The 13156-nt window shown below is 32.5% G+C and carries 14 protein-coding genes; 12 read left to right on the forward strand and 2 right to left on the reverse strand.

The features are described 5' to 3' along the window. The gene (locus HKP48_RS04775; RefSeq protein WP_296343369.1) at positions 1-915 is read right to left on the reverse strand and encodes a metallophosphatase; all 915 of its coding nucleotides are present in this window, start codon (positions 913-915) and stop codon (positions 1-3) included. Then, a complete protein-coding gene (locus tag HKP48_RS04780; RefSeq protein ID WP_296343371.1) occupies positions 905-1678 on the reverse strand; it encodes a 5'-nucleotidase in 774 nt (257 codons plus the stop codon). The genes HKP48_RS04775 and HKP48_RS04780 overlap by 11 nt, the downstream gene beginning before the upstream one ends. Positions 1679-1749: 71 nt before the next feature. On the opposite strand from HKP48_RS04780, the gene HKP48_RS04785 reads away from it, so the two are divergent. The 12 genes from HKP48_RS04785 to HKP48_RS04840 form a co-directional block, all read left to right on the forward strand. Further along, a complete protein-coding gene (locus tag HKP48_RS04785) occupies positions 1750-2271 on the forward strand; it encodes a hypothetical protein (protein WP_296343373.1) in 522 nt (173 codons plus the stop codon). Further along, on the forward strand, positions 2271-3155 hold the full coding sequence (gene dapA / locus HKP48_RS04790; RefSeq protein ID WP_296343375.1) for a 4-hydroxy-tetrahydrodipicolinate synthase: 885 nt from the start codon (positions 2271-2273) through the stop codon (positions 3153-3155). The genes HKP48_RS04785 and dapA overlap by 1 nt, the downstream gene beginning before the upstream one ends. 107 nt (positions 3156-3262) lie before the next feature. After that, complete coding sequence (gene bamD, locus HKP48_RS04795) at positions 3263-4057, forward strand: outer membrane protein assembly factor BamD (RefSeq protein WP_296343378.1); 795 nt, start codon at positions 3263-3265, stop codon at positions 4055-4057. A gap of 12 nt (positions 4058-4069) precedes the next feature. Beyond that, a complete protein-coding gene (locus tag HKP48_RS04800; RefSeq protein ID WP_296343380.1) occupies positions 4070-4399 on the forward strand; it encodes a DNA-directed RNA polymerase subunit omega in 330 nt (109 codons plus the stop codon). An 8-nt stretch (positions 4400-4407) separates the two neighbouring features. After that, entirely contained in the window at positions 4408-5619 is a 1212-nt protein-coding gene (coaBC, locus tag HKP48_RS04805) for a bifunctional phosphopantothenoylcysteine decarboxylase/phosphopantothenate--cysteine ligase CoaBC (RefSeq protein WP_296343381.1), read from the forward strand. Then, the gene (locus tag HKP48_RS04810; protein WP_296343383.1) at positions 5612-6499 is read left to right on the forward strand and encodes a DUF4835 family protein; all 888 of its coding nucleotides are present in this window, start codon (positions 5612-5614) and stop codon (positions 6497-6499) included. The genes coaBC and HKP48_RS04810 overlap by 8 nt, the downstream gene beginning before the upstream one ends. A gap of 68 nt (positions 6500-6567) precedes the next feature. Beyond that, positions 6568-8220, forward strand: a complete 1653-nt coding sequence (recN, locus tag HKP48_RS04815; protein ID WP_296343385.1) for a DNA repair protein RecN — start codon at positions 6568-6570, stop codon at positions 8218-8220. Between the two features lie 46 nt (positions 8221-8266). Further along, positions 8267-9085, forward strand: a complete 819-nt coding sequence (locus tag HKP48_RS04820) for an SDR family oxidoreductase (RefSeq protein WP_296343387.1) — start codon at positions 8267-8269, stop codon at positions 9083-9085. Positions 9086-9161: 76 nt separating this feature from the next. Then, entirely contained in the window at positions 9162-10166 is a 1005-nt protein-coding gene (locus HKP48_RS04825; RefSeq protein ID WP_296343390.1) for a glycosyltransferase, read from the forward strand. Next, complete coding sequence (locus tag HKP48_RS04830) at positions 10163-11125, forward strand: YbbR-like domain-containing protein (protein ID WP_296343391.1); 963 nt, start codon at positions 10163-10165, stop codon at positions 11123-11125. The genes HKP48_RS04825 and HKP48_RS04830 overlap by 4 nt, the downstream gene beginning before the upstream one ends. Continuing rightward, positions 11125-11730 (forward strand): dephospho-CoA kinase, encoded by a 606-nt coding sequence (coaE, locus tag HKP48_RS04835; RefSeq protein WP_296343394.1) that lies wholly within the window; start codon positions 11125-11127, stop codon positions 11728-11730. Before HKP48_RS04830 ends, coaE begins: the two co-directional genes overlap by 1 nt. A 75-nt stretch (positions 11731-11805) precedes the next feature. Beyond that, positions 11806-13156 (forward strand): histidine kinase dimerization/phospho-acceptor domain-containing protein (locus HKP48_RS04840; RefSeq protein ID WP_296343396.1); only part of this gene is annotated, 1351 nt, incomplete at its 3' end.

Genomic DNA, 13156 nt, shown 5'->3' on the forward strand with positions numbered 1-13156 from the left:
TTAAACTATTATCGTTACCCCATCAGCTTTCTTTTCTTTATTTGTTTCTAAATAAAAATCAACCTTACCTAAATAAAGTCCATAGCATCCAACTTGATTAACCAAGACATTTTTACCTATTGCATTTTTTTCTATAGTTGGTTTTGGTAAAAAGGTGTGTGTATGTCCTCCAATGATTAGGTCTATATCTTTAGTTTTTCTGGCTAATACTAAATCAGAAATTGTTTCAGGAGAATTTTTGTAATAATAGCCTAAATGTGAAAGACAAATCACAAGGTCGCAAGCTTCATCTTCTTTTAAAATTCTGGACATGTCTTGAGCAATTTCAACTGGATAATTGTAAACAGTCTCTTTGCGTAGCTTTTTTCCTACTAAGCCATCAAGTTCTATCCCTAAGCCAAAAATTCCAATTCTTACGTCATCTTTTATAAAAACTTTATACGGTTTTACATGAGTGTCTAAAACGGTATTTTTAAAATCATAATTTGCAGAAACAAAATCAAAATTAGCATTAGGAAGTTGTGCGTAGAGTCCGTCAATGCCATTATCAAAATCATGATTTCCTATTGTAGCCAAATCATACTTAAGCATACTCATAAGCTTAAATTCTAGTTCGCCACCGTAATAATTAAAGTATGGTGTGCCTTGAAAGATATCACCTGCATCAAGGAGTAATGTATTTGGATTTATACTTCGTATTGATTCTACCAAAGATGCTCTTCTTGCAACGCCACCTTTATTGGCGTTTCTAACGTCATTTGGACCAAATGGGTCGATATGGCTATGAACATCGTTTGTATGTAAAATAGTTATTCTCTTGGTCTTTTTTGTATCAAAAGAAGAAAGCGTTAATCCGCCTAAACCAATTAATGCACTAGCCGCAGATGTTTGTTGTATAAATGTTCTACGTTTCATTTTTAATTGTTTTTATTTGGATGAACCTATCGTCTATACTTGGTTGTAGAGTGTCTATTTTTTTAAAATAGTCTATAAGTAGATTTCTAATTTTATAGTTTAAGTCATAAACAGTATCCTTTGATTTAAAAAAATGCATATTACTTCCACCATTATACAAATAGTCATTGGTGGCAACATGATAGGTCTTTTCGTAATCAATAGCTTCATCATTAATTAAAGCATCTTTTATGCTGTAATCTTCAGATAGTGTTAATTTTAATTTAGAAATAGGATGCGCTCGTTTTTTTTTTGCCAAAAAAGAAAGCATATCCTTTATTTGTTGACCCTTCATAGGTATTACATAAACCGAGTTGTCAAACGGCATTATCTTATAAGCCGTGCGACTTGTGATATTTCCTTTAGAAATTATTGAACGAATACCACCGTGATTTAATAACACCATATCGATGAATTTGTTTGTTCTTTTCTGAAAAACAGGATTAGACATTTCAAAAACTGCATCTGCCATAAAATTACCAATAGCTGTATTTAATTTGCCATCAGACTTAGAATAGGTTTCGGCCGCATAAGCCAAAATACTATCTAAATCTCTATTAACTTTTTCTCTGTAAGGTTTAATATAGGCTTCAATTTCTGGATTGGTTGCTAAACTGTCCGAAATAGTAAGGCGTTTGCCAACTATCCTTGTTGTGGAATAGTCTTGCTTACAGGAGCTTATAATTAATCCCATAAAAAGCAAGAGAAGAAATTTGTTTTTCATCTAATAACTTGTGATATCTTAACAAAAAAGCATCGCTAGTTTTGCTAAATTTGTATAAACTTTAAAGATAAATGTTTTTAAAAGTATTTAAAGAAAAATCAAATCAAAAATTTATTGAAAGTGCTTTATCTCACCGTAAAGTAGATGTTAATAAAGGTAAAATTGATTCGGTTGGTGTGCTTTTAAATAATTCTGAATTTTCTGATTACTCCAAAATTGAAACGTTTTTACAGAAAGAGATTGGTGTAAAACCCAACAGATGTAGTTTTATTACATTTTCAGAAGATTGGCAAAACAATATTAGCCAGTGGAATGCCACGTTTACATCTAAAGATTTTGGATGGAAAGGAAGCTTAAAAAATCAGGATTTGATAGATTTTACAAAATCTAAATTTGATGTATTAATTTGTTATTTTTTAGCTAATCATAATGAATTGAAGCAAATTGCAGCCATGACTCAAGCCAATTTAAAAGTTGGATTATCTAATGAAGACGAAAGAGTGTACGATTTAATTATTGAGGTCGCTCCGAAAGAGTTCTCTATCTTTAAAACAGAATTAAAAAAGTATTTAACCATATTAAATAAAATATAATGTCCAAGTTTGTGGGTACAGGTGTAGCTTTAATAACACCATTTAAGAGAGACTTATCTGTAGATTTTAAAGCTTTAGAAAAATTGGTAGAATACAATATTACTAATGGTTTGGAATATTTGGTAATTAGTGGCACAACTGGTGAGAGTGGTACAATTACAAGAGAAGAAAAGAACGTCATTACCGATTGCATTATCAAAGTTAATAGCGGTCGTGTACCACTGGTTTTAGGTATTGGTGGTAACAACACAAAGGCAGTTATTGACGAGATATCGTCTACAGATTTATCGCAAATAGACGCTATTCTATCAGTGTCTCCTTACTATAATAAACCAACGCAAGAGGGTTTATATCAGCACTTTAAAGCTATTTCTTTAGTCTCACCAAAGCCAATAATACTATATAATGTTCCAGGGCGAACTTCAAAAAATATGTTGCCAGAGACTACGTTACGTTTAGCTCGAGATTTTGAAAATATAATAGCTGTTAAAGAAGCAGGCAATAATGTAGGGCAATATTTAGAGCTTTTACGAGATAAGCCTGAGGATTTTCATGTTATCTCTGGAGATGACGACTTGGCCCTAGCAGTTGCGTTAGCAGGAGGTTCTGGAGTAATATCTGTCATTGGTCAAGCCTTACCTGCTGAATTCTCTGAAATGATTAGACAAGGTATTGCTGGCAATGCCAAAGCAGCTTTTAAAACACATTTTGATTTAATGAATATTACTAGTCTTATTTTTTCTGAAAACAATCCTGCAGGTATCAAAGCTGTTTTAAAAGCATTAAATATGAGCGAAACACACGTGAGATTACCTCTAGTAGAAGCTTCAAACGAGCTAAAAATTGCCATTGAAGAAGAACTCGAAAACCTTGGTAAACGTTAAACTTCTTTTAAAGTAAAGCTAGAGTTCTTCTAAGCATGTATTTTAGTTAAAATATTTGTTTTTAAAATCCGTTAAATATGCATACTTTTGCACACTGTTTTAAATTTATGAAAAAACTAGTTTACATCCTATTAGCACTTTTGGTTTTCAATTCTTGTAGTGATTTTCAGAAAGTAATGAAATCTGAAGATATTGGCTTAAAATTCAAAACCGGCGAGGAACTTTTTGATGCTGGTAAGTACAGCAAGGCTAATCGTCTTTTTGAGCAAATTGTCCCAAAGTATAGAGGCAAGCCTCAGGCTGAAAAATTGATGTATATGCATTCTATGTGTTTTTATAAGCAAGAACAATATTATCTTTCTGGATACAGATTTGAGCAATTTGTAAGCTCATATCCAAAGAGTGAAAAGGCTGAAGAGGCAGCATTTTTATCGGCTAAGAGTTATTACGAGGAGTCTCCAATTTATTCTAAGGATATCGAACAAACAGTAAAAGCCATTGAGAAAGTTCAGCTATTTATTAACTCTTACCCGGATTCAGAATACCTTCCAGAGGCTAACGAGTTAGTGAAAGAATTGGATTTTAAGTTAGAAAAAAAGGCTTTTGAAATTGCAAAGCAATACAATCATATTTTCGATTATAAAGCTTCTATAAAATCATTTAATAATTTTTTATTAGATTTTCCTGGAGCAACGTTAAGAGAAGATGCACTGTATTATAAGTTTAATTCAGAATATAATCTAGCTATTTTAAGTATTGCATCACTTCAACCAGAACGAATCCAAATCGCTCTAGCAGATTATAACGCACTCATAAAAGCTTATCCAAATACAAAATATTTGGACGAAGCCAATAGTTTAAAAGAAGAATTAGAGAAAGTAAAACAAGAAAGTAAAAGTTAATCACTATAGAATATGGATTTAAAGAAGACTGACGCTCCTACGACGACGTTAACTTACAACAGAAATCAAATTGACGCTCCTACAGATAATATCTATGAAGCAATTTCTGTTATTGCAAAGCGTGCCGAGCAAATAAATACAGATATCAGAAGAGAATTGGTAGATAAGCTTGAAGAGTTTGCAACATACAATGATAGTTTAGAAGAGATTTTCGAAAACAAAGAACAAATTGAAGTTTCTAAATTTTACGAAAAATTACCTAAACCACATGCATTAGCAGTAAAAGAGTGGTTAGAAGGTAAAATTTACCATAGAAATACTGAGGAAAATACTCAGGAATAAAACACTAAATGTCTATTCTTAAAGACAAAAATATCTTACTGGGAGTTACAGCTGGTATAGCAGCATATAAGACGGCTCACTTAGTAAGACAATTTATAAAAGCAGGTGCCAACATCAAAGTAGTGATGACACCTGCTTCTAAGGATTTTATAACACCACTTACACTATCCACACTTTCTAAAAATCCAGTCTACTCATCATTCACTAATGAGGATGATGATAATGCGTTGTGGAATAACCATGTAGAGTTAGGCCTTTGGGCAGATGTATTTGTTATTGCACCAGCTACGGCTAATACATTATCAAAGATGGTTAACGGTATCTGTGATAATTTACTATTAGCTACATATTTATCTGCAAAATGTCCAGTTTATTTTGCTCCAGCAATGGATTTGGATATGTATAAGCATCAGTCTACAAAACACTCTTTCAAAAAATTAGAATCTTACGGTAATACTATGATTCCCGCAACTAGTGGAGAACTGGCTAGCGGTTTAGTAGGAGAAGGTCGTATGGCCGAGCCTGAAGATATAGTGAATTTTATAGAAAAAGATATACTAAGTCAGTTGCCACTAAACGGTAAAAAAGTATTGATTACAGCTGGACCAACTTACGAAGCTTTAGACCCTGTTCGGTTTATAGGAAATCATTCTAGTGGTAAAATGGGATTTGAAATTGCAAAAGCTGCGGCAAATCTAGGAGCTGAGGTAATCTTAGTTTCAGGACCAACATATCAAAAAGTACAATATAGCTTAATTGATGTGAAACCTGTTGTTAGTGCACAAGAGATGTATGATGAGGTTCATAAGCACTACAAATCTTCTGATATTGCTATCTTGTCTGCTGCAGTCGCAGATTATAGACCAAAACAAGTTGCAGATAAGAAAATAAAAAAGTCCGATTCTACGTTTACTATTGAGTTAGAAAAAACTAAGGATATTTTAAAGTCATTAGGGAAGCAAAAGCAGCACCAATTTTTGGTAGGTTTTGCATTAGAAACTAATAATGAATTAGAGCATGCTAAGCGCAAGTTAAAGTCTAAAAACCTTAATCTTATAGTGTTAAATTCCTTAAGAGATAAAGGGGCAGGTTTTGGTGGCTCAACAAATAAAGTTACATTTATAACGGAATCTAACGAGGTTATTGAAAACGAGCTCAAGTCCAAAAGCGAGGTCGCTAGAGACTTATGGCAACAAATATTAAAGCTAATAAATGCGTAAACTTTTTTTAATTTTCTTACTATTAACATCTACTGTGGTGATAGCTCAAGAATTAAATGCTACAGTAACTGTAGTTGCTCAACAAACAGGTAATGATAATAATGTTGTTTTTCAGACTTTAGAGCGTCAGCTCAAAGAGTTTATAAATAATACTCAATGGACGGATAAGAACTACAAAGCTCAAGAGCGTATTACCTGTAGTTTTCTCATTAACGTTCAGAACTATAGTAATGATGCCTTTTCTGCAACATTACAAGTACAAGCATCAAGACCTGTGTTTGGTTCTACTTACAGTACACCAGTTTACACATTTAATGACAGAGATTTTCAATTTAATTACATCGAATTTCAGAATCTGGTATTTAATCCAAATCAATTCGAATCTAATTTGATTTCAATGCTAACCTTTCATATTTATATGATATTGGCGATGGATGCGGATACATTTGCACCAAACGGTGGAGATTTGTATTACCGACAAGCACAAACTATAGCAGGTTATTCTGTTCAAGGTAATGCTCCTGGTTGGAAGTTAGAAGATGGTTTACAGTCCCGTTTTGCATTAATTGACAATGTTTTATCTCCTACATATAAGGAGTTTAGAACAACAATGTACAGTTACCATAGAGATGGATTAGACCTTATGCATAAAGATGTAAAAGCTGCAAAAGAAAAGATTGCAGAAGCGATACTAGAGCTACAAAAGATGCATTCTCGTAGACCAAATTCTTTTTTAATGCGAGTATTTTTTGACTCTAAAGCCAACGAAGTTGCAAAGATTTTTGGGGGAGGACCAAGCGTAAATATTTCTAAGCTTGTAGATGGTTTAAATAAGATTGCTCCAATCCACGCTTCAAAGTGGAAAAAGATTACGTTCTAAATTTAATACAGCCTATTTTCATTTTGTAGATTACAAAGATTAACTTTGTAACTATAAAACTGCATTCAATGCTCACTGCGTTAACCATTACTAACTATGCTATAATTGACGAACTCGAAGTTTCGTTCAACAATGGCTTTTCTATCATTACAGGTGAGACAGGAGCAGGAAAATCTATTCTTCTAGGTGGTTTATCTCTAGTTTTAGGAAAACGAGCAGATTTAACACAGATAAAAGACAAATCTAAAAAGTGCATCATAGAAGCTATTTTTGATATTGCTAATTATGATTTAAAGTCAGTATTTACTCATAAAGATTTAGATTACGACCCGCAAACTATAATAAGAAGAGAGATTTTGCCATCAGGTAAATCAAGAGCTTTTGTAAATGATACACCCGTAAACCTTGAGAACTTAAACTATTTAAGTACATACTTGCTAGATATACATTCGCAACATCAAACCTTACAATTGGTCGATGATTCTTACCAATTTAAGGTAATTGACGCTTTAGCTAAAAACGATACGATTTTAAATAATTACACGTCGGAATTAAAGCTTTATAAAAGTTTGAAGACGGAACTTGTTAAATTACAAAACTCTTTAAGTGAAGCTAAAAAGGAGTACGATTATAATCTGTTTTTGCTTAACGAGTTGGAAGAAGCCCAACTTGAAGACGCAAAATTAGACGAGTTAGAAGCTGCTTATGAGCAATTAAATAATGTAGAAACTATAAATGAAACACTAAGCTATTCAAAGTCATTGATTGACGCTGAAGAATTAGGTATTATTGAAAGATTGAACGAAGTCAAACGTCAGCTTTCTAATATCAGCCTTTTCGGGAAGCAATACGAAGCTATCCGAACACGTATAGAAAGTACAGCAATTGAATTAGATGATATTTTATTAGAATTAGATAATCTCGAAGGGCAATTATCCTCTGACCCTCAAGAATTGGAAAATGTTAGTGAAAAACTTAAAGTCATAAACAACTTATTACATAAGCATTCAGTTTCAGAGGTTTCAGAGCTATTAGAAATTAGTGAGACGCTTTCTCAAAAAGTAAATGCTTCAGAAAACTTGGATACTGATATTTCAGAATTAGAAGCCAAAATTAAAATTTCCGAAGAACGTTTAAATACCTTAGCCAATGAGCTTCATGAAAAGCGTGCCAAAATCATTCCTGGATTCAAAAAAGATCTTGAAAATATTTTGAGTCAATTAGGTATGCCCAATGCACGTTTTGATATCCAATTGCAAATGCATGAAGCGTTTACATACAATGGTAAAGATGAGCTTCAGTTTTTATTCATGGCTAATAAAGGCGGGCAGTTTACTGAGTTAAAAAAATCAGCATCTGGAGGCGAGCTATCTCGTATTATGCTAGCTATCAAATCAATTCTTGCTAATTACGTTAAGTTGCCTACATTGATGTTCGATGAAATCGACACAGGTGTTTCTGGAGAAATATCAAACAAAATGGGAGATATTATGAGAAGTATGAGTAAGCATATGCAAATATTTTCTATCACACATTTGCCTCAAATTGCTTCAAAAGGAAATTGGCATTATAAAGTGTATAAAACCGATAAGGATGACTTCTCGCAAACCCAAATGAAATTACTGTCTCAAGACGAACGCGTGGTAGAATTGGCACAGATGTTGGGCGGCGCAGATATTACAGAGTCGGCAATTGCTCATGCCAAACAGTTGCTCAATTAATAGTATATTTGAAACTTATTATAAAGATTAATTAATAGAATTAACAATGTCATATAATTTATTAAAAGGAAAAAAAGGAATCATTTTTGGAGCATTAGACCCAAATTCAATCGCATGGAAAACAGCAGAGCGTGTTCATGAAGAAGGCGGAGAGTTTGTTTTAACCAATGCACCAATTGCTATGCGAATGGGACAAATTAATGAACTTGCTGAGAAGACAGGTTCTCAAATCATTCCTGCAGATGCCACTTCTGAAGAAGACTTGCAGAACCTTGTCGAAAAGTCTATGGAGATTTTAGGAGGAAAAATGGACTTTGTATTACATTCTATAGGAATGTCAGTAAATGTTAGAAAAGGAAGACCGTATACAGACCAAAAGTACGATTGGACGCAAAAGGGAACGGATGTTTCTGCAATGTCGTTTCATAAAGTAATGTCAGCATTATATAAAAATGATGCTATGAACGAGTGGGGAAGTATAGTAGCATTGACTTATATGGCCGCACAACGCGTTTTTCCAGATTATAATGATATGGCGGATAACAAGGCTTATCTAGAAAGTATAGCGCGTAGTTTTGGGTATTTCTTTGGACGCGATAAAAAAGTAAGAGTAAATACCATCTCTCAATCACCAACACCAACAACAGCTGGCCAAGGTGTTAAAGGCTTTGATGGCTTTATAGCTTATGCAGAAAAAATGTCCCCTTTAGGAAATGCAACAGCATTAGATTGCGCAAATTATACGGTTACTTTGTTTAGTGATTTGACTAAGCGCGTTACATTACAAAACCTATTTAATGATGGCGGTTTTAGTAATATGGGGGTAAGTGATGCTGTAATGGAGGCTTTTGTGGAGAAAGAGTAAATTAAATTATTAAATACGTTTAAAGCCATTGCTATTGTAATGGCTTTTTCTATTTACTATACTTACTTTTGTTATCATGGAATCGTTATATTATTCATTTATAATCCCTGTATATAATAGGCCCAATGAAATTGAAGAACTTTTACAAAGTTTCACAAAATTAGAAGGTAATTTTAAATTCGAAATTGTAATCGTTGAGGATGGCTCTACAGAAACCTCGGAAATAGTTATATCTAAGTTTTCAAATAAATTGGATATTGGTTATTTCTTTAAAGAGAACTCGGGTCCTGGCGATTCTAGAAATTATGGAATGCAACGTGCTAAAGGTAATTACTTTATAGTATTAGATTCTGACGTTATTCTACCATCAAATTATCTTCTAGAGGTAGATGATTATTTATCAAAAACCTTTTACCATTGTTTTGGTGGACCAGATGCTGCTCATGAATCTTTCAGTGATTTACAAAAAGCAATCAATTTTTCAATGACTTCGTTTTTAACCACTGGAGGAATTCGTGGAAGTAAAAGAGCACGCCGAGATTTTGAACCTCGTAGCTTTAATCTAGGGCTTTCAAAAGAAGCCTTTAACGCATCAAGCGGTTTTGGAAAAATACACCCAGGAGAAGACCCAGATTTAATACTAAGATTAAGAGACCTAGGATATAAAACAACACTAATAGTGTCAGCATTTGTCTATCATAAGAGACGTATTTCTTGGCAAAAATTTTATAAGCAGGTTCATAAGTTCGGTCAGGTTAGACCTATACTCAATAAGTGGCATCCTAGCTCAAAAAAAATAACCTATTGGTTTCCTACTATTTTTGTTTTAGGATTAGTAACAAGTCTGTTTTTTGCGCTTAATGGTTTCTACTATTTTATCTTTTTTTACGCTATTTACTTTTCAGCTATTTTATTTAGCGCATTGCTTTCTACGAAGAGTATCCAAATAGCTATTATGTCTTTAGTAGCTGTTTGTATTCAATTTTATGGATATGGTTATGGATTTGTAAAATCAACACTGAAATTCATGCTTTCAAAAAAAGCTGCTCAAGAGATTTTTCCTAAATTGTTTTTTAAATGAATAAAAGAAAATCTAAATACGGTTTTGGCAAAATAAAAAGAGGTAATCTCAAGCTTTTTGGTGCTTTTTTAGGCGCTGCTTTTTTGTTTTTATTACTTACTAAACTATCACAAGATTATACAGAAGAGGTTTCTTTAAATGTCGAATTATCTAATCTCGAAGACGAATTAGTGATAGTAAACGACTCACTACCTAAGGTTAAAGTGATGGTGAAGTCAAAGGGATTTAGTTTGTTAAAATATATGTTTAATGACAGTGAGACTATAACCATTGATGTTCAGTCAGAAATGTTCAAAAAAAATAAAAGCTTATTTTGGGATGCTAAGAATAAAAAATATAAGCTCAATACCTTACTTGGAAAATCTGTTGAAATATTAGATATTAAACCAGATACCATTGAGTTCAAATATGATATGTTAGCATCTAAAAAAGTGCCTGTAGTATTAAATAAAAAAGTTGTCTTTTCTGACGGATTTGATATAGTGAATAATTTTAAATTATCTCAAGACTCTATAAAGGTAATTGGTTCAAAACAGATTATAGACACAATTGATTCTGTAGAAACAAAATTATTTCAACTAGAAAATATAAACAAGGATATTTCTAAATCTATTACGTTAGTCAGTGTTAAGGATGTTGAGTTTATGCCCAAAAACCTATACCTTGAAGCAAAGGTGAGACGTTTTACTGAAGGTGAGTTTACATTACCCGTGGAGTTAATTAATATTCCAACTGGTAAAATTGTAAATATATTTCCAAAAGAAGTGGACTTGATTTTCTATGTAGATATTGAGAATTTTAAAAATGTTAAGCCCGAAGATTTTCGGTTAGTGTCCGATTTCAATGATGTTAAGAACGATTCACAGTCTACATTAAATATTCAGATTGCAAAAAAGTCTGATTTAGTCAAGCGAACACGATTGCTTCAAAACAATTTAGAATTTATTATTGCCAATTAATGAAAACTAATAATAATCATATTATCATAGGGATCACCGGTGGAATAGGTAGTGGTAAAACAACTATTTCACGATATTTTGAAGAGTATGGTATACCTGTTTATCATGCAGATGATGAGGCTAAGGCTTTAATGAATCGTTCTAAAGTCATTCGTAAAAAATTAATAGCTCTTTTTGGAGATACTGCTTATGTAGATAATACTTTAAATCGTGATTATTTACGTCAAAAAATATTTAATGATAAGACACTACTTCAAAAAATGAACCGTATTGTACACCCTAAGGTTGGCGCTCACTTTAAGCGTTGGATAAAAAAACAACAAGCACCTTACGTACTAAAAGAAGTCGCCATAATTTTTGAAAATAATCTTCAAGACCAATACGACTACATTATAACCGTTGTTGCTGACGAAGAAGAGCGAATACGCAGAGTTACTAATCGCGACAACACATCTAAAGCTTCAGTAGCAGCTATAATTTCCAATCAACTTCCAGACGCTGATAAAATTGCCCAATCAGATTTTGTTATTTATAACAATAATTTAGAAGAGTCAAAAAAACAAGTTACTTCTATCCATAATCAGCTATTATCAAAGTTAAATTGAGTCAAATTTTAACATTTGTGTTAATGTAAGGTTAAACACAATTTAGGCTAAATGTTAAAATGTTAAATTTGAGCGATGAACAAAAAGCTTTTTGTGTTATTGGTGGTATTGATGAGTCTATCACTCATAGGTATTATTTTCGTTCAATCATTTTTTATTAATAGTAGTCTAGAAAATGAGAGTAAACAATTTACTTTAAACGTAAAAACAGCTCTTAGTTTAGTATCGAATCAGATAGACGACTATGAATATAGGAATTATAGAGATAAGTTACAACCTTATCTATCTAATACTAATGAGCCAGATTCAACAGCAGTACAACGTTTACTTGTTGCTTTTGAAGATAATGAAAATGATAAAACGATAGTTCATCAAAACATCGTTCTCGAAGAGCGTTTTAAAATACCATCTTTGTTCTTTGAAATAGATGCAGATAGTACTGACTTTAGTAAATATACTAATGAAAGAATTACTGAAGTCTACCAAAAATCCTCTTTAGATAATGGTTCCATGGAGCGTGTATCTCAGATAAGAGAATTAGACAACATGAATGATGAAGCTAAAAATTTCTTATACAGAGATTCTTATAAGGCCTTAGTAAGTCAGTATCAATATCCAATTAACAAACGTGTAAGCACAGAGTTAGTTTTAAATTTCGTTAAAAAGAACCTTAACAATCAAGGTGTAAAAACAGACTTTGAATTTGCAATTTTTGATGATGATTTATCTACAAAAGTTAGAACAGAGAATTTTAAGAAAACAACTAATTCTTATGGGGTTCCTATATTTCTAGATGTTAATGATGAGAGTTCCTACACGCTTTGGGTGGATTTTCCGGAGCGTAATAAGTTTTTATTTTCCACTATTTTGTGGATGATAGTTTTATCGATAGTCTTTACGGCAATTATCATTCTAGCATATACGAGTGCCATTTATCAATTAATAAAGCAGCGACAGATTTCACAAATTAAGACTGATTTTATCAATAATATGACACATGAGTTTAAAACGCCAATTGCAACTATAAATTTAGCTTTAGATGCCATCAAAAATCCTCAGGTAATAGATGATAAGGAGAAAGTCGCGCGTTATTTGTCAATGATAAAGGAAGAAAATAAACGAATGCATGCACAGGTTGAAAATGTATTAAGGATATCTAAACTTGAAAAAAATGAATTAAATATTAGTAAGGACAGGGTGGATTTGCACGACTTAATTCAAGAGGCTGTTGACCATGTTGAGCTGATAGTTGAAGACAGAAAAGGGTATATAAAAACGGATTTAAATGCTGAGTATTCAACGGTACTTGCTAATGACAGTCACTTTACGAATGTCATTATTAATATTTTGGATAATGCTGTAAAATATTCTCCGCAAGAACCTAAAATTAATATTGTCACAGAAAATATTGGAAACAGTATAATCT

This window comes from Winogradskyella sp. (genome assembly GCF_013042245.1).
GTDB lineage: Bacteria > Bacteroidota > Bacteroidia > Flavobacteriales > Flavobacteriaceae > Winogradskyella.